This is a genomic window from Catenuloplanes indicus (assembly GCF_030813715.1).
GTDB classification, from domain to species: Bacteria; Actinomycetota; Actinomycetes; order Mycobacteriales; family Micromonosporaceae; genus Catenuloplanes; species Catenuloplanes indicus.
Map to the genome: position 1 here is coordinate 3842050 of NZ_JAUSUZ010000001.1, position 22665 is coordinate 3864714.

Here is a 22665-nt window from a genome sequence, read left to right on the forward strand (position 1 = left end):
GCGGCATGGACATCTCCATCAACGCCAGTTTCCTGCCGCAGGACGACCCGGAGGCCGCGCTCGGCTTCTACCGCGACCTGCTCGGTTTCGAGGTGCGCAAGGACGTCGGGTTCGGCGGCATGCGGTGGCTGACCGTCGGCCCGCCCGGCCAGCCCGGCACGTCGATCGTGCTCACCCCGCCCGCGGTCGACCCGGGCATCACCGACGACGAGCGCCGCGTCATCACCGAGATGATGGCGAAGGGCACGTACGCCGGCATCCTGCTCGCCACGAGGGACCTGGAGACCACGTTCGACCGGCTCCAGGCCGCGGACGCGGACATCGTGCAGGAGCCGACCGACCAGCCGTACGGGGTGCGCGACTGCGCGGTGCGCGACCCGGCCGGAAACCTGATCCGCATCCAGCAGGCCTGAGGGGTCTCATGAGTCACGTCGCCGACAGCCACGACCTGATCCGGGTGCACGGCGCCCGGGAGAACAACCTCAAGGACATCAGCGTCGAGCTGCCGAAGCGGCGGCTGACCGTGTTCACCGGCGTGTCCGGCTCCGGCAAGAGCTCGCTGGTCTTCGCCACCATCGCGGCCGAGTCCCAGCGCATGATCAACGAGACGTACAGCGCGTTCGTCCAGGGTTTCATGCCGACGCTGGCGAGGCCGGACGTCGACGTGCTGGACGGGCTGACCACGGCGATCATCGTGGACCAGCAGCGGATGGGCGCGGACCCGCGCTCCACCGTGGGCACCGCGACCGACGCGAACGCGCTGCTGCGCATCCTGTTCAGCCGGATCGGCAAGCCCTATCTGGGGCCGCCCAGCGCGTTCTCGTTCAACACCGCGTCGGTCAGCGGCAGCGGGGCGCTGACCGTCGAACGCGGGGCCGCCACCAAGGCGCAGAAGGCGACGTTCTCCCGGGTCGGTGGGATGTGCGTGCGGTGCGAAGGACGCGGCACCGTCAACGACATCGACCTTTCCGCACTGTACGACGACACGAAGTCGCTGGGCGAGGGCGCGCTGACCATTCCGGGCTACAGCATGGAGGGGTGGTACGGGCGGATCTTCGCGGGGAGCGGCTGGTTCGACATGGACAAGCCGATCAAGAAGTTCACGAAGAAGGAGATGCACGATCTTCTCTATCGGGAACCGACGAAGATCAAGGTGGACGGCATCAACCTGACGTATACGGGGCTGATTCCGTCGATCCAGAAGTCGTATCTGTCGAAGGACGTGGAGGCGATGCAGCCGCACATCCGCGCGTTCGTCGAGCGGGCGGTCACGTTCCAGACCTGCCCGGAGTGCGACGGGACCCGGCTGAGCGAGGGGGCGCGCGCGTGCAAGATCAAGGGGATCAGCATCGCGGACGCGTGCGCGATGCAGATCTCCGATCTGGCGGCGTGGGCTGCGTCGCTGAAGGAGCCGTCGGTGGCGCCGCTGCTGGACACGTTGCGGCACACGCTGGACTCGTTCACCGAGATCGGGCTGGGTTACCTGTCGCTGGAACGGCCGGCGGGCACGCTTTCCGGCGGGGAGGCGCAGCGGGTCAAGATGATCCGGCACCTGGGGTCGCCGCTGACCGATGTCACGTATGTCTTCGATGAGCCGACCACCGGGCTGCACCCGCACGACATCCAGCGGATGAACAACCTGCTGCTCCGGTTGCGGGACAAGGGCAACACGGTGCTGGTGGTCGAGCACAAGCCGGAGACGATCGCGATCGCGGACCACATCGTCGACCTGGGTCCCGGCGCGGGGACCGGGGGTGGTGAGGTGTGTTTCGAGGGGACGGTTGACGGCCTGCGTGGCAGTGGCACCGTTACCGGGCGGCACTTCGACGATCGGGCTTCGTTGAAGCCGTCGGTGCGTACGCCTACTGGCAAAATTGAGATCCGCGGTGCTGAGCTACACAACCTGCGCGGTGTGGACGTGGATGTGCCGCTCGGCGTGCTCGTCGTGGTCACCGGGGTGGCCGGGTCCGGCAAGAGCTCGCTGATCCACGGCTCGGTCGCGCCGCTGGATGGCGTCGTGGCGATCGACCAGGGCGCGATCCGCGGCTCCCGGCGCAGCAACCCGGCCACGTATACCGGCTTGCTGGAGCCCATCCGTAAGGCGTTCGCGAAGGCGAACGGGGTCAAGCCTGCGCTGTTCAGTGCGAACTCCGAGGGTGCCTGCCCGACGTGTAACGGCAACGGGGTGATCTTCACCGATCTCGGCATGATCGCCGGGGTGGCGACCACGTGCGAGGACTGCGAGGGGAAGCGGTTCCAGGCGTCGGTGCTGGAGTATCGCTTCGGCGGGCGGAACATCAGCGAGGTGCTGACCATGCCGGTCGCGGCGGCGGCGGCTTTCTTCGGCGAGGGCGAAGCCCGGACGCCCGCCGCCCACGCGATCCTCACCCGCCTCGTCGATGTCGGGCTGGGCTATCTGACGCTCGGGCAGCCGTTGACCACGCTTTCCGGCGGCGAACGCCAGCGCCTGAAGCTCGCCACCCACATGGGCGAGAAGGGCGGCACTTATGTCCTCGACGAGCCCACCGCCGGCCTCCACCTGGCCGACGTGGAGCAGCTCCTCGGCCTGCTGGACCGGTTGGTCGACTCCGGCAAGTCGGTCATCGTGATCGAGCATCACCAGGCCGTCATGGCCCACGCCGACTGGATCATCGACCTCGGCCCCGGCGCCGGCCATGACGGCGGGAAGATCGTTTTCGAGGGCACGCCCGAGGCTTTGGTCAGGTCACGGTCGACGCTCACCGGCCAGCACCTCGCCGACTACGTCGGCGTGCACAAGCTTTAGGCCCTTTCCTCGCCTACAGCGCGTAGCCACAGCGAGTCACTCCCCGCGCTTTAGAGTCCACTTCCCTACAAATGCGTTCGACCATCGAAAACGGATGTCCGAACAAATTCGAGAATGTCATCGATGCTGAAGAGGCGGCTCAGGTGGCGTGCGGAAAGTCGATTCCGGTGGCGACGGTCAGGGTTTTCGGCGTGCGGATCTTGCGGCGTCCGTGGCCTCGGTCTTCTGCGCGGGTGGCGTCGGAGACGGCCCGCCAGGGCAGACTGGCGAGTTGTTTTCGCAGGAGGGGCCGGTCGTCTTCGACGGTGAGGAGCCAGCGGGCGCGGCGGGTAGCGAGGTAGGCGACGTGGTCTTTCTGGCGGTGCATAGCGTCGCCGGTGATGATCGTCAACGCGGAACGCCAGCCAGGAGGAAAAAATTCATTCGAAGGCAATTTCGGCAATTGAGTGGACCACTACGCTGCCTTCGATTCCATGGCCTTCAACTCGATAGAGGCCTTCCCCTAGGCCAAAGATTCGAACCTCTCGCCCTCCTGTCCGACCCATATCATAGCTCAATCGCAAAACGCCATGCGTCAAAGCCGGATAGAGGGCACGAGCCCGCCTGTCGCCGAAGGCCGATTCCAGCATCGGTCGCTCATTCAGATTGGATTCATCTTCCAGCAGGGATGCCCACTGCGCTGCCGTCAAGTTCAAATCTCCATCAATATCGGCAAGCGGCCCGACGCGGACGAAAGAAAACTCTTCAGCTATCTCAAACGCCCTACGACCATGAAGCCATTGACAAACGACAGAGATAACGACGTCGAAGTCAGGAGATGCACCACTTGCCCACACAATCCTGTAGTTGCGACGATGAATCTCGAAAAAGAATACCCTCTCACGGGCGCCGACATTCAGATAGCAGATTCCTCGGTCAGCCTCGACTCGAGCGGTCCAGGCAGACCCACTATCGGACCCAACTGAGACCAGAAGGCCACGTTCGGCAATCGCCTCTCGAGCAGCATTCGACAGTCCACCCAGTTCAACTATGTCTGGATACAGATTCGCAAGCATTTGATCCACCTGCACTTCACTTCCCTTTGGAGCATCGGCACTCAGTCGGCGGATCAGTCCACCATTTATAGGGCGTGAACTGTGACCAATCTGGTTCAGGAACGGAGACCTCCGTCATAACATCACCCACTTTTCGATAGAAGAGCACCGACTTCCAGCTCCGCTCGCCTCGCATGACGGCCGTAGCTATCCAGGACATCTCAAGGTCCGCGCCTCCGCCGGACCCCAAAAATCCAACGCGGGCCGATTCCGCAAAACTGCCCATTTCCTCTAGATTGACATGAAGGGTTATCTTGGAGTTCCTGATGTCATCCTTGACTGGGCCCATCCACTCATCAGGCGACAGATTGCCATAATGCTCGAAACCTTCTTGCTCTGCCCACTGGTAAGTTCCTGCCTTTTTCTGCCCAAGCGCTACATTACAGTTATGCGCGAGAGCAGGGGTCGACCCGGCGAGCACGTAGTACGTGTGGATGTCGCTGATGGCGAGGTTGTGGACCGTCGCTGACTGGGTAGTCCAGCGGTCGATGGCGGCGATCTGGATCCAGGTGCCGGCGCTGGTTTGGAGCCATTGGCCGGGCTGGAGGTCGGTGGCGTCCAGCCACTGGCCCAGTTCAGGGACCCAGAAGGGGTGGCCGTCGGTTGCGGTGATCGCGGCGGTGTCCGTGCCGCGCTCGCCGTCGGTGTCGATGACGATCTTGACCAGGTGCTTGACGCCGTGACCCGTGATGGTTGCGATCACCGTCTTGGTCTGGGTCTCGCCGGTTTCGGCTTCGGTGGCTTGAACGGCGTCGCCCGTTTTCACCTCCTCGATTGGCTTCGACGTGCCGTCGGCCATGAGGACCCGAGTGCCGGGAACAAAGCTGTTGTCGGGCACTTGGCAGCTACCCCCGCTACTGCCGCCGTCGCTGCGACCGCCGCCGCTGGTGTCATCGCCCTTGGACGCCGGTGCCGCCGGCTTCTTCCCGCCCCCACCCCCGCTGCTGGCGGCGGAGGAGCTGGTCGGGTTTGCCTTGGCTTGGGAGCTCTTCTGTGCGGGGTTGCCGGTCTTCTTCGTCATGTCAGCCGCCTTGGCGCTGGCGGTCTTCGCCAGATCGGCGGCCTTCTTCGCCGCAGCCTGCGCGGCCTTCTTCGCCTTCTCCGCAGCCAGCTTCTTAGCCGCGATGAACGCCGCCTCGGCAGCCTTCGCGGCGGCGATGACGCGTTCGGCGATCTTGCGGGCGGTCTGCCACGCTCTGACGGCGGAGATCGTCAGGTCGATGGCCTTGGCGATCTTCGGGATCTTGGCGATCTTGCCCCACGGAACAGCACCGATGATCAAGGACCCGCACGCCCACATGTCACCGCCGAAGCAGTTGATCGCGTCGTTAATGCCCAGGAACTCGGCCAGAATGTTCCAGGCGGCACCGAGGATGACCGACACCAGCGACGAGTTCATCGCCGCCTGCGCCTGCGCCACCTGCGCCGTCGACAGACCCGCACCCTTGTACGCCGCGTCCATCTCCGACGCCGACAACGCCACCGACAAGCCCGACGGGTCGGACAGGGTCATCGGGTTGTTGTGGGCGTAGGAGTAGCCGTTGTTCTGCACCGGATCCGCCAAGTCCAGCAGCGGGTCGGCGGACAGGAACCGGCCCACCACCGGGTCATACAGACGCGCACCCAGCGGCACGTAACCCGAAGCGTCATCCGGAGTCGCGCCGAGGTAGCCGGCCTTCGTCTCCATCTTTGAGCCGAGGGTGGCGACACCGCGCTGGTTACCGAACGGGTCCTGCTTACGGATTCGGGTCTCCATCCCGTCCGCCAAAGCGACCTCAGCAGACGGCGTGCCCTGCGGGTCAGAGGCGACGGCGACCATGCCGGAACCGGACGCGTTCGTGTAGCGCATCACCCCGCCGCCGGGGGCGGCGTAGTTGCGCTGCACGGAGACCTGCACACCACCGGTCTGCACGGTCAGCGTCGTCTCGCCCAGCATCAGCGTCGCCTGGCGGCCCTGGACGGTGATCAGACGCGAGCCGCCAGGGCCGTAGATGTGACGGGTCTGGTTCTGCGGCTCCCACTTCTGCTCGGCACCAGCACCGCACGTCGCCAACACGACCGGAGTGCCGTTTGCACCAGACGTGTTCTGCACCGCGATGCACAGACCGGACGGCTGGTGGATCAGCTGACCGGAAGTGTTACGGGCCACCTGCTGCGCAGCGGTGCCGTCACACTTCTGCACCTGCAGCGCAGAACCCGCGGTCGAGCCGGCCGGAACGACACACCAATCCTGAAGAATCGACAGTGTGCCCAGGTTCGGGTTCGACTGACCAGGAGCCGGGGTGAAGGTGAACTTCTGGGCCAGGGTGCCGTTGCACGCGGTGTGCTGCAGCGGCACACCCGCCGCCGGCACACCCGACTTCAGGTCCAGACACTTACCGCCCAGACCCACATACTCGGTCTTGCCCGTCCCGCCCTGACCGGTGATCGACTCGATCTGGCCGTCATACGTCCAGGACAGCTCCTGCTTGTCACCGTTCTGGATCGACGTGACCGACTTCGTCTCACCGGTCAACTCGTACAGCCGCGTCGCCTCCGCCGTCACCTGGGCACCCGCCGGCGTCGTGTACTTCTTGCCGACCTTCGTCAACGTCCGCGGCTGGCTACCGTCAGCGGCGCCGTAGGAGTAGGTGGTCGTCGCGTCCTTGGCGGTGTCGCCGGTCAGATCCTTCTCGACCAGCTTCGTACGGTTGCCGAGCAGGTCGTAGGTGTACTCCTGCCAGTAACCCGTCTTGTCCACGCCCGCACCGGCCAGCACCGTGCCGTCCGTGGCGACCGGGCCGGAACCGCACGTCATCACGTTCTTCGACGTCCACGCCTTCGTCAGCTGACCACGCGCGTCATACGTGAAGCACTGCCGCTCCTCGATACCGGTGCTGCGCTCCTGGATGTCGGTGATGTTCCCGGCCGCGTCGTACGCGTAGTCACGCTGAGACACCAGGTTCCCGGACACCAGCAGCTTGTTACCGGTCTGCTCCCGGAACACCTGGCTGCGCTTCAGCTCACCGCTGGCCTCGTCATAATCCGCAAGAGCCCAGACACGGTACGGCTGGGAACCGAGCGTCGACCGAACCACCTGCCCGTACGGCGAGTACACCGTCTCCGTGCCGTACCAGTCCTGGCCGGACACCGACAGCGGCAGGCCGTCGTTGGAATACCGGACCAGCAGCTTCTCCGACGGCAGGCTCCCGACCGCGGGCAACACCGACGACTCCGGCAGACCCGTGTCCGTGTAGGTGTACGAGTACGTGTACGAGGTCTTGAAACCCCACGTGTCCGCCACCGACTGCGGCAACGTCAGCGTCGTCGACGTCGGCTGGTAGTCGTTGGTGTAGCCGCCGACCGTCTGCGTGTACGCCTCGTTGTTCGTGTACCTCGTCACCGACGCCGGCAGTCCGACGCCACCCGGCGCCGTGTCATAGGTGTAACCGGCCAGCAGCTGGCCGGTGGCCGACCCGAGCCGCTGCGCGATCGGCCGGGACAGTTCGTCGTAACCGGTCCACGTCGTGACGCCACGCGCGTTCGTCGTGGTGACCGGGCGATCCCGGTGGTCGTACGTCGTGGTCGACGTGCCCGCGTCCGGGTCGGTCGAGACGATCATGCGGCCGCGCTGGTCGAAGCCCCACGACCACGGCCGGTCCGGGTCCTCCGAGTGCCGGGCCTTGACCATCTGGCCGCGCGTGTCGAACTCGTACCGCATGCTGGTGAACGTCGTCCGCGCCGCGTCCGTGAAGGTGTCGATGCGGGTCGTGCGGCCGTTCGCGTCCGACCAGATCCGGTAGGAGCTGGAACCGGCCGGGTTGATCACGGTCGAGTGGTCCAGGCCGTACTCGTAGCGGGTGGCCCGCTCCGGCTTCGCCGAACCGTTCAGAACAGGCAGTTCCTCAAGAACACGACCCATGCCGTCGTACGTGTAGCGGGTCATGTTCGGGATGGCCGTGTCCGCCAGCGGCGTGAACAGCGAACCCTCGGGCTTACCGGTGGCGAAGTACGCGTTGTTGGACTGCCACACCTCGCCGGAGCTGTTGTACAGCGTGTCGGTGATCAGCCGGCCGCCGCCGACCGCCTCCTCCTGCGACTGCCGCTCCCGGCCGAGGCCGTCGTACAGCGTGACCGACACCTGGGTCTTGTTCTCGTGCCCCCGCGTGTACGTCGTGACGTACGGCGGTGATCCGGCCGGCGTGGTGTAGACGGCCTTGAAGTCCGGCAGCGTCGTCGCGGTCGGCGTGCGGCCCGGCGACCAGGCCTCGACCAGGCGGCCGAGCGCGTCGAAGCGGGCCTCGCTGACGTGACCGTTCAGGTCGGTGGTCTTGAGCGTGGTGGCGCGGCCGGGCTCCACCTCCTGGGTCTGCGTGTGGCCGAGCGAGTTCTTCGTGGTGATCCAGAACGCCTGGCCGGTCGCCGGCCGGTATTCCATCGTGGACTTCTTGCCGTCCACGTCCGTGGTGGCGATGACCCGGCCGATCGCGTCGAACTCGGTGGTGCCGCCGGACTGGAAGCCGGTGCCGTCCGCCTTCAGCGAGAACGTCTCGGTGACCAGGCCGCGCGAGTTGTCCGCCGGGGCGACCCCGAACGCCTTGCCGTCATAGGCGGTGCGTCCGCCGCCGGCCAGCGACTTCAGGTCGGTCCACGTCGCGTTCTCGCACAGCGTCGGGCTGGCGAGCATCTCCTGGGTCAGGCCGATCAGGTTGCGGCCGGTCTGGTGGTAGTAGGTCGTCCTGGTGCACGACTCGTCACCGGACTTGCCGGTGTCGCCGAGCGATTCGATGAAGGTCGGCAGCCCGTACGTACCCTCGAAGGTGGTTTTGGTCTCGACCTCGCGGGTCGTGCGCTTGTCGTCGCCGGTGCCGGACGACCGGGCCCACGACTTCTGCCGTGGCTCGGTGATCCGCCACGCGATCAGCGGGCTGACGCCGTCGGCCCGGTTGCGGCGAGCGAGTTCCGTGGCTTCCGGGTACGTGACGGAGCGGGTCAGCCAGTCGGAGTCCGCGGCGGTCGCGGACGAGTAGGTCAGCTCCTCGGCGACCCGGCCGGCGAACGGCTCGCGGTCCTTGGCGATCTCCACGCCCGCGCTGTCCTCGACCGTGACGTCGTCGCCGAGGCCCTGGAAGTAGCGGGTGACGGCCTTGGTGCGGCGGCTGCCGATGGCCGGGTCGTCGACGCCGGACAGCACGGTGGTCTTGGCGAAGCCGGCGAACTGCGAGTACGTCCGGGTGGACTTCTTGGAGAACTCCGCGTCGGCCAGGCGCCAGGCGGCACCGTCGTACGCGTAGGCGGTCTTCGTGCCGTGCGCGCCGAGCACGTTCGGCAGTTCCTCGACGGACTCGACCACGTACTTGTGGAACCAGTCGATGTCCTCGACGGCCGGGTCCGGGTGCCAGTAGGTCGGGTAGCAGAGCCGGTTGTTGCTCTTCAGCAGCGCGGCCTGGTCCTTGCGCGGCAGATTCTGCCCGGTCTTGCAGTCGCCCTCGGGAAGCTTGTACGTCACGACGGTCTCGCCGCCGTACTCGTTGATGACGCGGGCGATGCGCAGCCGGGAGAAGCTGGGGCGGCTGTCGTCCTTGACCCGGTTCGGCATGTCCTCCGGGTTGGACTCGAACCGGACCGGGTTCAGCGTGATCTTCTGGCCCGCCGCGCCGGCCCGGTCGTAGCCGGTGCGCAGGATGGACTCCAGCCACAGCGCGGTGTTCGGGCCGGTCTTCAGGATCGGGAACGACTGGCGGAGCTGGTACTCGTCGACGGTCTGCCGGGCGGTGCTGTGCTCGTGCCGCTGGGCCGAGGTTGTGATCTTGTCGAGGCGCTTGCGTGAGTAGAACGACGGGTTCGCGTTCCAGCACTGCTTACCGGCCACACAGTTGAGGTCGGCCGGGGTGTCGTACCAGATGCGGTACTTGCCCGGGTCCTTCGACGCGAAGTTCGCGTCGGTGCAGGTGAGGCCGTCCTCGTCGAAGCAGCGCTCGGCGACGGAGAACGCGACGCTGGCCGGGACCGGCGCGGAGAAGATGGTGTCGGCGCGCTGGCCGTAGTCGATCCGGGTGAGGTAGCCGCCGCGGTCGTAGGCGACCGGCTTGTTCCAGCCGAAGTTCCGGGCGTAGTAGCCGCCCTCCTTCTCCCACCAGAAGCTCATCGCGTTGCCGTGCACGTCCTCGACGTAGTCGAGCGACCAGCGCCAGCCCTGGTAGCAGGACGAGTCGGCGAACTTGAGCTGGTAGCAGTCCTCGTTGGAGTGGTTGCCGAAGACCGGGACGTTGAGCACGGAGTTGGTGACCGGCTTGCCCTCGGTCCAGCCGGGCAGCCGGTTCCGGCCGAAGTGGTATTTGGTGCCGTCCCGCGTGGTGACGACCCAGTACTCGCCGCGCCAGGCGCCGTTGCCGCTCGTGTTGTCCTTGACCTGGGTGATCACGGAACCGTCGCCGTTCGCGGTGGTCCACTTGTTGTCGTCCCAGACCAGCTCGGTGGTCGAGCCGCCGAGCGAGAGCGTGGCGTTGTGCGAGCCCCAGCACATGTCGCCGGAGCGGTGGTCCTTGTTGTTGGCGCCCGGGGTCTTGGAGTCCTGCGCGCAGCTGGTGTACGTGCGGGTGATCGAGCCGGCGCTGTAGTCCCAGCCGTCACCGATCCAGGAGGCCTGGTTGTTCGTGGCGGACGTGCGCCCGTCCACGGTCTGCGACGAGTAGCCCAGCGCCACCTTCGGGTTCAGGCCACCGGCGGTCTCCGGCACGTGTACCTGGTACGAGTAGGTGAACGCGCCCGAGGACTGACCCGCGGCCCAGGAGCCGGAGGAGAGCAGCGGCGTGGCGGTGAAGTCGCCGGCGGAGGAGGCGCCGGTGTCCAGCGCACCGACGACACCGGACGACGCCGCGGCGGCGGCGCGGGCGTTCGCGGCGGCGGGCGCGCCGTCGAGCAGCCCGGACAGCGGCACGGCGCCGGTGACCACGCGGCGCTCGCCGACGGCGCTGCGCGCGTTCGCCGGGGGCGGGATCACCTCGACGTCGCTGCGCACCGCCGGGGCGGGGTCCTCGGTGCTGGGCGCGCACTCGCCGCTGGCCGGCGCGTCGTAGACGCAGTCGGGCAGCAGCATCATGCCGAACCGGTCGGCGGCCTGCGGTCCGTACAGGTCGGCGAAGGCGGTGTAGTCGACGCTCAGCGCGACCGAGGCCTCCGGGTCCGCGGCGGCGGGCGGCGTGACCTTCATGATCAGACCGGGTACGCCGGCGGTCTGCGACGCCTCCGGCGCGGCCAGGTCGACCTTCCAGGTGCCGGCCAGGTCCGCCGGATCGCCGCCCTCCGGCACGCCGATCGAGACGGGCGTGCCGGCGATCGGCAGCGACTCGCCGGCCTCGACGCCGGTCAGGTCGGCCGTGCCGGTGCCCGCCTGCCACGGGGTGACCGCGGTGGGCGCGTACGGCTCGATCTCGTTCTCGGGCGCGGTGGTGAGGTCCTTCTCCGCGTCCTCCTTCTCGGCGATCGGCGCGATCTCCGGCAGCTCCGGCAGCTGGACCGCGCTCTGGCCGCGCGCCGGGTTGTCCGGCGGGAGCGCCAGGCCCTGCGAGGCCGTGCCGGTGACGACCAGCGTGGTGGTCAGCACGCCGATGAGGAGGGTGCGGGCGCGACGCCGCCAAAGACCCGTGGAACGCATTGGTGTCGACTCCCGCCGGTAGGCACCACAAGGGACACGCCACTGATGGCGCGCGCTCGGGCACTATGCGCGACGGCGAATGCCAACTCAAGATCACATCGAGTGACGGCACTTCGCCAAACGTGATCTGCGGCACGCCGCATTACACGATCTATCCATGCAAGTTGCTAGATCTTCGCCAATCGGACTTCTCCCGTTGAAGCGAGCTTTTCGCACGGTAAATCGGTCAGACGGCAACGAGGCGTCCGTAACTCACGGTGACTCACCGCATACGTCACGAGTTGATAACACTCGAACACACGATCTAACGTGCGATCGTATGCGCGTTTATCGACGCCTGGCCCTCGGGAGTAGACCGTGCATCGCTTCCTCAGCCCGTTCGTGCGCACGCGTACCCGGTTGGCGTGCACAGCGGGCTTGCTGGTCGCCGCGCTGATCGCCGGCCTGCTCCCGATGTGGTTACCGCGCGGCGACGCGGCACCGGCGACGCCAGTCACCACCGGGCCGCGCACCGAGGCGGACGCGCGCGCCCAGGCAGCCGCCACCGGCGAGGAAGTGCTGGTCGAGACCGCGACGACCGCGCACGAGCAGACCTGGGCCCGGCCCGACGGGCGGATGCGCACCGAGATCCACCCGGTCCCGCAGCGGGCCAGGAACGCGGCCGGTCAGTGGGCGCCGATCGACACCACGCTGGTCCGCGACGACCGCACCGGCACGCTGCGGCCGGCCAATCCGGTCGCGCCGGTCCGGTTCTACGGTGGCGAGAGCGGCACGGCGACCGGCGGCACCGGCGGTGGCACCGGCGTCACGTCCGTGCTGGCCGAGGTGGACTTCGAGGGACACACGATCTCCTACACCTGGCCCGGCCCGCTGCCGGTGCCGGTGGTCGACGGCAACCGTGCGCTCTACTCCGAGGTGCTGGCCGGCGTCGACCTGCTGATGGTCGCCCGGCCCGAAGGCGGCTTCGGGCAGATGCTGATCGTCAAGACACCGCAGGCGGCCACGCTGGACCGGGTGCGGCACCCCGACTTCGGGCTCTACTCGGAGACCGCGACGTTCCACTACCAGGCGGAGACCGGTGGCGTCGTCGTGCGCGACCCGAGCGGCACGGAGATCTCCTCGATCCCCACGCCGTACGCCTGGGACTCGTCCGGCACCAGCACGCTGGCCCCGGGCGAGCCGGTGCGCACCTCCACCGCCACCCCGGCCGACGTGCTGGCGCTGTCCGGGCTTGGCTACGTCGAGCCGAGCGCGCGTCAGGCGATCATGCCGCTGCGGCTGGACGGCGACGGCACCCGCACCGCGCGCATTCACCTCGACGCGGACTCCACCGGGCTGCTCACCGGCGACGTGACCTACCCGGTGTTCCTCGACCCGACGCTCACCTCCGGGCAGCAGGCCTGGACGTTCGCGTACAAGAAGAGCCCCAGCCAGGTCTTCATGAACGGTACGAACTTCGCCGGCGGCACGACGTCGCTGACCCGCGTCGGCTACGAGAGCCAGCAGGGCAACACCGGGCGCGCGTTCTGGCGGATGGGCTTCAACACCAGCATGCACGGGGCGACGATCGACTCCGCCTCGTTCAAGGTGCTCAACACGCACTCCTGGAGCTGCCTGACCCGCCCGATCGAGATGTGGGCCACCGGCGGCATCGACAACACCACCACCTGGAACAAGCAGCCGAGCTGGCTGACCCACCAGCAGACGGTGTGGTTCGCCAACGGATACGGCAGCGGCTGTGCCGACAAGTACGTGGAGTTCAGCGTCAAGAACGCGGTCCAGCAGGCGTCCGACAAGTACTGGCCCAACCTCACGCTCGGCATGCGCGCCAACAACGAGGCCGACACCCAGACCTGGCGGCTCTTCCAGGCCAACACCGCGGTGCTGAGCGCCGTCTGGAACCGCACGCCCAGCGTGCCCACCAGCCTGGTGACCACACCCGGCGGCGGCTGCGTCAACGACACGTCCAAGCCCACGGTCGTGGCGAAGACGAACCTGGTGCTCAGCGCGGTCGGCAACGACGCGGACGGCAACCTCAAGAACCTGCGGTTCCGCTTCTGGAAGACCGGCGGCACCCTGCCGGGCGGCACGGTCGTCACCACGACCACGAACGGCAAGGTCTCGGTGACCATCCCCAGCACGCAGCTGGAGGACAAGACCAACTACTCCTGGGACGTGCGCGGCGAGGACCACATGGGTGCGGTCTCCGCGTTCACCCCGGCCTGCCGGCTCCTGGTCGACGCCAGCGCGCCGCAGCCACCGGACGTGACCAGCGACGACTTCCCGGCCGCGACGGAGGACGGCTCCACCTGGTCCAAGGTGCCGTTCGGCACCGGTGGCCGGTTCACCTTCACCGCGGCCGGTGCGGCCTCGTTCACCTACGCGCTGGACAGCATCAACCCGGTCACGGTCGCGGCGGCCAACGGGACCGTGACCGTCCCGGACATCAAGCCGCGGCACGCGGGGCCGACCACGATCGTGGTCCGCTCCTACGACCCGGCCGGCAACCGCAGCGAACCGACCGTCTACACGTTCTACGTCACGCCGAAGTCGTCCGCGGACGGCCCGGGTGACGTGACCGGTGACGGGCTGCCGGACCTGGTCGCGATCAACCACAACGCGCACCTGCGCACCTACCCGGGCGACGTCAACGGTGAGCTCGACCAGTCACTCGCCGCCTCGTACACCAAGGACAGGACCGCGAACCCCGAGGGCCACTGGTACGACTGGAACTCCGGCAAGGCGGCGCTGATCACCAAGCACTCGGACGTCTATCCGGGTGACGGCATCACGGACCTGTTCGCCCGTACCCCCGATGGTGGTTTCTGGGTCTACCCGGGCGACGGGTACGGCAGCTTCGACGTCGACCGGCGCCTGCGGGTCCTGCTTCCGCCGAACGCGCCGGACCCGTCGACCTGGACCCAGATCAAGGCGGTCGGTGACGTCACCGGCGACCGGCACCCGGACCTGTTCCTGCGCGCCGGGACCTCGTTCTGGGCGCTGACCGGGTACACCGGCGCCAGCTTCCAGCAGGCCGTCCAGCTGGACACCGCCGGCTGGGACCGCCGCGAGATCCTCACCGTCGCCGACATGGACCTGGACGGCACCCCGGACCTGCTCTGGCGCGACCTGAGCGGCGGCGTCGTCTCGCTGCGCCACGGCAAGCCGGGCACCGCGGCCGGCAGCGTCACGCTGGAGTCGATCGCCAAGGCGGCCGGCTCGCGCTCCGGCGACGTGTCGGTCGGCACCGGCTTCACCGAGGCCACCGCCATGATCAGCGTCCCGGACACCAACGGCGACAAGATCCCGGACCTGTGGGTACGCAGCGCGGCCACCGGATACCTGCAGCTCTACCACCCGAGCAAGACCGCGCTCGGCAACCCGGTCGGCGACGTCATCGTGGCGGACTGGCGGCAGTTCAAGGCGTTCGGCTGACGACTCCCGGTGCCGGTCCCGCGGGGCAGCGTGCCCCGCGGGACCGGCGGCGAACGGTCAGGCGGGCTCGGCGCGCATCTGGTGGGCGTCGGTGATGAGCTCGGTCAGGCGGGGGACGTCGACCTCGGGCAGGCGGAGCATGACGAGCGGGAGGTCGTCGTAGCCCGGTGCGGTGAAGAAGAGCGCGGGCTCGCCGAGCAGGAGGGCCTGCTTCTCCGCCTCGTCGCCGACGAACAACACGGCCACATCGGTACGGATGCGGCGCGGCTTGCCGGGGATGCGCTCGGGATAGGACCAGACGAACCCCTTGCCGCCGACCCGGAAGTCGAAGCCCGCACTGTCGATCTCGACGGTGCCGGGCAGCGCGAGCGCGATCCGCCGCACGTCGGACGCGTCAGCCATGGCCGGAATCCCGCATGAGGGGAGCGTACCGGCTAGATTCAGGACCATGGCGGCCAGTAAGTCGCCGGCGGTGGTGGTTGAGGCCGGCGGGTATGAGGTGCGTGTCTCCAACCCGGACCGGGTGTATTTTCCGGTGCTCGGGCTGACCAAGCTGGATCTGGTGCACTACTACCTGGCGGTCGGGGACGGGATCGTGCGGGCGCTGCGGGAGCGGCCCTGCATGCTGCACCGGTTCCCGGACGGGCTGGCGGGAGAGAAGGTGCATCAGAAGCGGGTGCCGCACGGTGCGCCGCCGTGGCTGGAGACGGTGCGGGTGTCGTTTCCGCGGTATAGCCGGCATGCGGACGAGCTCTGCGTGACGAAGACCGCGGACGTGCTGTGGGCGGTGCAGATGTCGACGGTCGAGTTCCATCCGTGGAACTCGAGGCGGGCGGACACGGAGAAGCCGGACGAGTGGCGGATCGACCTGGACCCGATGCCGGACTGCCCGTTCGACCGGGTGCGGCGGGTGGCCGCGGTCGCCCATGAGGTGCTGGACGAGCTGGGGATCACCGGTTATCCGAAGACGTCCGGCGGGCGAGGGCTGCACGTGTACGTGCGGATCGCGCCGCGCTGGGGGTTCGCGGACGTGCGGCGGGCGGCGCTGGCGTTCGCGCGGGAGGTGGAGCGGCGGGCGCCGGCGGACGTGACGACCACCTGGTGGCGGCGGGACCGGGATCCGGCGGCGCTGTTCGTGGACTACAACCAGAACGCGCGGGATCACACGATCGCCAGCGCGTACTCGGTGCGCGGGGTGCCGGAGGCGACCGTGTCCGCGCCGGTGGACTGGGCGGAGATCGCGGATCTGGATCCGCGGGACTTCACGGTGCGGACCGTGCCGGAGCGGTTCGCGGCGCGCGGCGACCTGCACGCGGGCATCGACGACACGGCGCACTCGCTGGAGACGCTGCTGGAGTGGGCAGAACGGGACGGTCTGGACGTTCCGGACGACGCGTCCTGACGAAGAATTTTCCCTGGGGCCCGGTCGGAGACACTCCGGCCGGGCCCTCCGCATTGGACAATGATCGGCGGTAATCAACGGGGAACCCTGAACGACGGAGCTGAGAACGTGCGAACGAAGAGACACCTACTGGCCGGCCTGACCGCCGCGCTGACCGTCACCGTCGGCGTGCTCGTCGCGCCGTCCGCCGCGGCCGCGGGCCGGACCCCGCTGGACGACTTCCTCCGGCGTACCCTCGACGGCCTTGCCTTCGAAGAGGTTCTGGACACGGCGCCGCCGACCACCGCCGCGGCGCGAGCCGCCGTGGTCACGACGGACAAAGAGCTGGCCACGGTACGCCGCGCGCCCGTCTTCGCGCCGATCGTGCAGCACCCGCAGATCGACGCCACCGTGCTGGAGCTGGACGCGGCCGGCCGGATCACCGGGTCCGCGACCGTGCTGATGAGCCCGCAGCACCCGGACGGCGTGATCGTCGACGTGGACCGGAACCTGCACACCACGGACGTACGGTGGCGCCAGTGGGACGACGCCGGCTGGTATGCGAACGCGGCGCAGGGCACGGTCGACATCGTGCCCGGCCGGGAGGACGCGTCGCTGGACTTCATGTCGCCGTACCCGGCCTCGGTGCTGAAGCTGATGGTCGCCTTCGGCGTGCTGCGCCTGGTCGACCAGGGCACCGCAGGGCTGAACGACACGTACCAGTACCGGCCGGCCGAGCCGAGCACGCTGTGCGGGCCGGACTACGACGACACGCTGCGCGGCTACCTCGACCGCATGATCACGCTGTCGTCGAACGAGGCCGCCTGCGCGCTGATCAAGTTCCTCTGGGACAACGACGCGGTCGACGCGCTGAACCGGACGTTCCAGGACCTCGGCCTGGAGACGCTGCGGCTGCAGAACACGCGCCCGTCGAACGGCGGCCGGTGGACCAACGAGGTCACCATGACGTCGCTGGACACCGCGAAGCTGCTGGCGATCGTGAACGGTGGCCCGGGCACGCTGTGGACCGCGCCGAACGGCCACCGCGTCACGAAGAACGAGCTGAGCCGCGCGTCCCGCGAGTTCTTCCAGTCCACGCTGCGCCAGCAGGGCTACAACTGGATGCTGTCCACGCCGAACTTCTGCGGTCGTGACTACCCCGCGGCCGGCATCCCGCAGAAGATCGCGCCGCGCTGGATCGCCGCGGACGGCACCGTGACGCTCGGGACGGACGCGTTCGGCGAGGACGTACGGCCGTGCAACCGGGCGGCCGAGGTCACGTTCGCCCACAAGACCGGCTGGGTGCCGAACAGCGGCGCCGACTCCGGCATCGTCCACTCACTCCCTGGCGAGAACGGCCGCCACTACATCATCTCCGTCTTCTCCAACCTCGGCGACCAGTACGTCGACCCCCACCGCCCGCCGACCCCGGCCGGCACCGTCCCGGTCCAGTACACGGAGAAGTTCGCCCAGCTCGGCGCCATCATCGACCACTACGAGTCCCACCGCCGCTGACCGCAGGCATGCGAAAGGGCCCGGCCGAGCCGGGCCCTTTCCGTTTCAGACCAGAGCGGGTGCGGGGGCCGGGGTGGGCTTCGGGGCCTGGAGGCCGAGGCGGCCGCGGGTGGCGATGATCAGGATGAGGGCGGCGGTGGTGGAGGCGATGAGCTGGCCCCACATGGTGTCGGAGGATTCCAGGGTGGGGAAGACCTCGGGCCAGATCAGGGAGTAGGTGCTGTTGATGCCGGCGTGCAGCAGCATGATCAGCGGGACGCTCTGGCCGGTGCGGTTGAAGACCCAGGTCATGACCAGGCTGAGCGGGACGCAACTGGCGATGAAGATGACCGGCAGCCACCACGGCTTGTCCGGGCCGCCCCACTCGGTGAGGAAGAGCGGCAGGTGCCAGGCGCCCCAGAGCAGGCCCAGGATGGTGGTGCCGAGGACCGGGCCGAAGCGGTCCTGCAGGCGGGGCAGCGCGAAGTCACGCCAGCCGGGCTCCTCGGCCGCGGCGGTGGTGATCAGCTGGCCGATCAGCACCGGGACGTACGCGGCCAGGATGATCAGGCTCGGCATGGTGAGCGTGCCCCAGGTCTTGGGCAGCGCGAGCGGGGCGAGCAGGATCGCGATCGGCACGAGCAGCAGCACCGCGAAGAACCAGCGCCAGCCGACCCGCCAGTGGGTCAGCCGGTGTGCCCAGTGTCGCAGCCCGGCCCGGCCCTCGGCGAGCGCGGTGACGATGAACGCGGCGCCGAGCGGGCCGAGGTACGCGCCGGGCAGCACGCCGATCAGCTGGCCGCCGATCTCGCCACCCGGGAAGCGGATGTCCGGCACCAGGCCCAGGCCGTGCGCGGAGAGAATGTACGGAACCCAGCAGAGCCAGCTGAGCCCGAACGCGAGCGTGAAGAAGCTCAGCACCGGGAATCGTTGTACGAGGCGCCGCATCGTGGTCTCCGATCAGGACTGTCACCGTGTCGCTTACGGGTTCCAGTCCACCGGAACGGGCGCCGGAGGTCATTGAAGAAGCCTGGTCAACCGGGGTACAGCAGGCTGTACCCCGGTTGCCGGACCGGGTCAGGAGACGCTGAACGCCTTCATCTCGCACTCGCCGACGAGCACCATCTTGTCGTCCGGCGGCAGGCTCTCGAACGTCACGAAGCCGTCGCTCTCCCAGGCGTCGATCCCGTGCGAGCGGATGCAGGTGATCCAGTCGCGCAGCTTGTCCGCGTAGTCCGGGTCCAGGCGCTTGGCCCGCTGCCAGGGCGCCTCCGGCTCCAGGTTCTCGCAGGCCTTCTGCGCGGCCGCGTCCTGCGCCTCGGCCGCCGGGTCGGGCGCGGCCGGCGCGGCCGGCCCGGGTGCCGGTGCACCCCGGTCGCCGTCCGGGACCTCCTTCGGCCCGCGTCCCCGACCGCCCTTCTCCTCCAGGCAGTCGAACCACACGTCGTAGAGCCGCTCCTCCTCCACATCCGAGGTGTCCGGGCGCAGCAGCGGGCGTTCCGCCGGGGCGGTGGCGGCGGGAGCGGTGGCGCCGGGTGTCGCGGAGCTGAGCGAGACGACCTGGTCGGCCTCGGCCGTACCCTCGGCGGGGGGTTCGGCGCCGCAGGCGGTCAGCAGGGCGACGAGCGCGATGCCGGTGAGGCCGGCACGCAAGCGGTTCATGTGGGGATCCTTTCAGGCGGAGGCGAGCGCGACGGTCGGCGCCAGCCGGGCCGCGCGGATGGAGGGGTAGACGCCGGCGATCACGCCGACCACGACCGCGCCGCCGAGCGAGCCGGTGACCGCGAGCGCGGGGATCACCACCGGCAGGTCGTGCCAGGTGGCGTAGGCGGCGCTGCCGACGATGCCGAGCACGGTGCCGGCGCCGCCGCCGAGCGCGGACAGCACCACCGACTCGGTGAGGAACTGGATGCGGATCTGGCCACGGTGTGCGCCGAGCGCGCGGCGCAGGCCGATCTCGGAGCGGCGTTCCAGCACCGAGATGACCATCGTGTTGGCCACGCCGATGCCGCCGACCAGCAGCGCGACCGCGGCCAGGCCGACGAAGAGCACGGAGAACGTCTGCTCGGTGGCGCGCTTCGCGAACAGCGCGTCGGACGGCAGCGTGACCCGCACCCGGCTCGGCTCGGCCGGGTGCACGGTCGCGGGCAGCACCGCGCGCACCGACTCGATCGCCGGCTCGCGGGCCCGCAGGTAGAGCACGGTCGGCCGGCCGTCGAAGCCGAGCGTGGCCTGCGCGGCCTCCCAGCCGACCAGCACCGACCGGTCGATCTCCGGGGACAGCGGGGTGGTGGCGAGGATGCCGACCACCGCGAACCAGCTCCGGTCGATCAGGATCTGCGGCGGCGGGCCATTCGACGGTACGGACGGGATGCCGAGCCGGGACGCGGCCACCGACCCGAGCACCACCGTGGGGAACTCGCCGCCGGCCCGGTCCAGGAAGTGCCCGGAGTGCAGGCCGGCCTCGAGCGTGCCGAGCAGGTCCGGGCGGGCGGCGAGCACGGACAGGCCGGAGCCGTCGCGCGGGTCGGTGAGGTCGGACCGGCGTACCACCGCGTGGGTGTTCGCGACCGCGGTCACGCTGGTCACCGGCCCGATCCGGCGGACCATCTCGACCGATTCGGCCGGCAGCCCGAAGTCCTGCTCCGGGTTGTCCGCCGCGTTCACCTGCAGCAGGTTCGGGCCGAGCGCGGCGAGTTCCTCCATCAGCGCGCGCTCGTTCGACTCCGGGATCGCGGTGACCGCGACCATGGTGGCGATGCCCACGGCGATACCGAGCGCGGAGAGGACCGCGCGCATCGGGCGGGTACGCAGGCCGATCGTGCCGAGCGAGAGCACGTCCAGGAGTGCCAGGCGGACCGGTTTCACGCGCGCCCCCGGGCGACGACGCGGTCGGCCACGATGCGGCCGTCGCGGACCTCGATCCGGCGCGGCATGCGGGCCGCGATGTCCCGGTCGTGCGTGATCAGCGCGATCGTCGTGCCCTCCGCGTGCAGCCGGTGGAACAGATCCAGCACCGCCGTGCCGTTCGCGGTGTCCAGCGCACCGGTCGGCTCGTCCGCCAGCAGCAGCGCGGGCTCGTTGACGATCGCGCGGGCGATCGCGACCCGCTGGCGCTCGCCGCCGGAGAGCTGGTGCGGCCGGTGCGTGGTCCGGTGACCGAGGCCGACCCGGTCCAGCGCGGCCAGCGCCATCCCGCGCCGCTTCCGCCGGGGCACGCCCGCGTAGAGCAGCCCGGTCGCCACGTTCTCCACCGCGGTCAGCCCGTCCGTGAGGTGGAACTGCTGGAACACGAAGCCGAGCCACCGGCCGCGCAGCGCGGACAGCCGCCGGTCGGACAGCGTGGCGACGTCGTGGCCGGCCAGCTCGACCGTGCCGGACGTCGGGCGATCCAGCGTGCCCATGATGCTGAGCAGCGTCGACTTGCCGGAGCCGGACGGACCGACGATCGCACACAGCTCGCCGGCGTCGATGTTCAGCGAGACCCGGTCGAGCGCGGTGACACCGCCGGGGTAGACCCGGGCGGCGTCCCGGACGGCGAGCACCCGGGTCATGACGTCGTCACCACCAGCAGGCCCTCGGTCACGCCGTCGCCGCTGACCTCGACCATGCCGCCGGAGAACATGCCGGTCGCGACCGCGAGCAGCCGGCCGTCCACGAGCTGGATCGCGTACCCGCCCTCGCGCAGCGCGAGCAGCGCGGTGACCGGCACGGCCAGCACGTCCTTCCTGGTCTCGCCCTCGACCCGCACCTCGACCGCGCCGCCGTCGAGCCGGCCGGCCGCCTTCGGGTCGTTCATCGTGACCGTGACGTTGACCTGCTGCGCCGAGCCCGGCGGCGCGCCGTCCGGCGTCTGCGCGACCGTGCTGGTCTCGCCGACCTCGCCGGGCGTCTCGGTGCCGTCCGGCATGCGCAGCGTGACCGCGCCGCCGGGCTTCAGCACGTCCGCGTCGGTGACCGGCGCCTGGACGGTGATCACCTTCGTGGTCTGGGTGACGGACATGAGGTCGCCGGTGGCCGGATCGCCGATCTGTGCGGTGAGCGAGTCGACCCGGACCGCGCCGGGCAGCACGGCCAGGTCACCGACCTCGATCACGCCGTCGGCCGGCAGGCCGGTGTCCTGTTGCCAGCGCTTGATCGCGGCGCTGAGCGCGGCGGTCAGCACACCCTCGCCGTCCCGGACGGTCACCCACGCGGTGCGGCTGACCGGGGCGGGCGGGGTGGCCGGTGTGGCCGAGGGCGCGGGTGCCGGTTCCTCCGTGTACGTCTGCTTGACCTGCTGACCGGCGGTGGGCTGGTCGCCGATCGCGTACCCGAGTGCGGCGAGGTTCTTCGCGACCATCGCGACGTCCCGGCCCGTCATGTTCGCGCCGGTGATCGTGCGGTAGAGCGGCGGTGCGCCGATGAACAGCGGGACCGGCTCATCGTTGACCTGGTACAGCGGCTGGCCCCGGTCGACGGTCGCGCCCGCCTCCGGCAGGCCGGTGATGACGCCGTCCCGGCCGGCCCGGACCGCGCGCGGCGTGCCGTAGCCCAGCGTGCCGGGCAGCGTCCGGCTGGTCGACAGGTCGGTGCGCTCGACCGCGACCGTACCCACGCTGATCGTCTCGGCCGGCTCCTCGGTGGCAGCGTCCACGTCGCGCGTCCAGACCAGCGCGACCGCGATGATCGCCGGCACGGCCACGGCCGCGGCCAGGCCGGCCAGCACGCGACCGCGCCGCCGGCGGTTGTCCTCCTCAGGCATGGCGCCGATGATGCCGAGGCGTTTTCAGGAAGTTGTGAGGATCGCGGCCACTGTGGGAAATGCCTGCTGGCTGCGGAAATACGAGGTCGCGAACCT

Annotated in this window: 14 protein-coding genes; 5 read left to right on the forward strand and 9 right to left on the reverse strand. The window is 69.2% G+C overall.

Annotated elements, in window-relative coordinates; all coding sequences use genetic code 11:
* Positions 1-5: 5 nt before the first annotated feature.
* Positions 6-413 carry a VOC family protein gene (locus J2S42_RS17255; protein WP_307240395.1) on the forward strand — a complete coding sequence of 136 codons (408 nt, stop codon included), beginning with the start codon at positions 6-8 and terminating at the stop codon, positions 411-413.
* A gap of 8 nt (positions 414-421) precedes the next feature.
* Complete coding sequence (locus J2S42_RS17260; RefSeq protein ID WP_307240397.1) at positions 422-2785, forward strand: ATP-binding cassette domain-containing protein; 2364 nt, start codon at positions 422-424, stop codon at positions 2783-2785.
* Positions 2786-2924: 139 nt separating this feature from the next.
* Here the strand turns inward: J2S42_RS17260 and J2S42_RS17265 are convergent, their stop codons facing one another.
* Genes J2S42_RS17265 through J2S42_RS17275 form a run of 3 tightly spaced genes read right to left on the reverse strand, consistent with a single transcriptional unit; the run spans position 2925 to position 11515 of the window.
* Positions 2925-3176, reverse strand: a complete 252-nt coding sequence (locus J2S42_RS17265) for a hypothetical protein (protein WP_307240399.1) — start codon at positions 3174-3176, stop codon at positions 2925-2927.
* 28 nt (positions 3177-3204) lie between these two features.
* Positions 3205-3855: a DUF6193 family natural product biosynthesis protein gene (locus J2S42_RS17270; RefSeq protein WP_307240401.1), complete on the reverse strand. Its 651-nt coding sequence runs from the start codon at positions 3853-3855 to the stop codon at positions 3205-3207.
* Position 3856: 1 nt separating this feature from the next.
* Positions 3857-11515 (reverse strand): ricin-type beta-trefoil lectin domain protein, encoded by a 7659-nt coding sequence (locus tag J2S42_RS17275; protein ID WP_370879195.1) that lies wholly within the window; start codon positions 11513-11515, stop codon positions 3857-3859.
* Between the two features lie 357 nt (positions 11516-11872).
* On the opposite strand from J2S42_RS17275, the gene J2S42_RS17280 reads away from it, so the two are divergent.
* Entirely contained in the window at positions 11873-14950 is a 3078-nt protein-coding gene (locus tag J2S42_RS17280) for a DNRLRE domain-containing protein (RefSeq protein ID WP_307240403.1), read from the forward strand.
* A 57-nt stretch (positions 14951-15007) separates the two neighbouring features.
* On the opposite strand, the gene J2S42_RS17285 is transcribed toward J2S42_RS17280, so the two are convergent.
* Entirely contained in the window at positions 15008-15352 is a 345-nt protein-coding gene (locus tag J2S42_RS17285) for an MmcQ/YjbR family DNA-binding protein (protein WP_307240404.1), read from the reverse strand.
* A gap of 46 nt (positions 15353-15398) precedes the next feature.
* Here J2S42_RS17285 and ligD point away from each other — a divergent pair, with 46 nt between their 5' ends.
* Both ligD and J2S42_RS17295 read left to right on the forward strand, forming a co-directional pair.
* The gene (ligD, locus tag J2S42_RS17290; protein ID WP_307240406.1) at positions 15399-16352 is read left to right on the forward strand and encodes a non-homologous end-joining DNA ligase; all 954 of its coding nucleotides are present in this window, start codon (positions 15399-15401) and stop codon (positions 16350-16352) included.
* 108 nt (positions 16353-16460) lie between these two features.
* Complete coding sequence (locus J2S42_RS17295; protein WP_307240408.1) at positions 16461-17846, forward strand: serine hydrolase; 1386 nt, start codon at positions 16461-16463, stop codon at positions 17844-17846.
* Between the two features lie 45 nt (positions 17847-17891).
* Here the strand turns inward: J2S42_RS17295 and J2S42_RS17300 are convergent, their stop codons facing one another.
* The 5 genes from J2S42_RS17300 to J2S42_RS17320 form a co-directional block, all read right to left on the reverse strand.
* Positions 17892-18773 carry a CPBP family intramembrane glutamic endopeptidase gene (locus J2S42_RS17300; protein ID WP_307240410.1) on the reverse strand — a complete coding sequence of 294 codons (882 nt, stop codon included), beginning with the start codon at positions 18771-18773 and terminating at the stop codon, positions 17892-17894.
* Positions 18774-18902: 129 nt separating this feature from the next.
* A complete protein-coding gene (locus J2S42_RS17305) occupies positions 18903-19487 on the reverse strand; it encodes a hypothetical protein (RefSeq protein ID WP_307240412.1) in 585 nt (194 codons plus the stop codon).
* A gap of 12 nt (positions 19488-19499) precedes the next feature.
* Positions 19500-20693 (reverse strand): ABC transporter permease, encoded by a 1194-nt coding sequence (locus J2S42_RS17310; RefSeq protein ID WP_307240414.1) that lies wholly within the window; start codon positions 20691-20693, stop codon positions 19500-19502.
* Positions 20690-21379 carry an ABC transporter ATP-binding protein gene (locus tag J2S42_RS17315; RefSeq protein WP_307240416.1) on the reverse strand — a complete coding sequence of 230 codons (690 nt, stop codon included), beginning with the start codon at positions 21377-21379 and terminating at the stop codon, positions 20690-20692. Before J2S42_RS17315 ends, J2S42_RS17310 begins: the two co-directional genes overlap by 4 nt.
* Positions 21376-22569 carry an efflux RND transporter periplasmic adaptor subunit gene (locus J2S42_RS17320; RefSeq protein WP_307240418.1) on the reverse strand — a complete coding sequence of 398 codons (1194 nt, stop codon included), beginning with the start codon at positions 22567-22569 and terminating at the stop codon, positions 21376-21378. The genes J2S42_RS17315 and J2S42_RS17320 overlap by 4 nt, the downstream gene beginning before the upstream one ends.
* Positions 22570-22665: the final 96 nt, after the last annotated feature.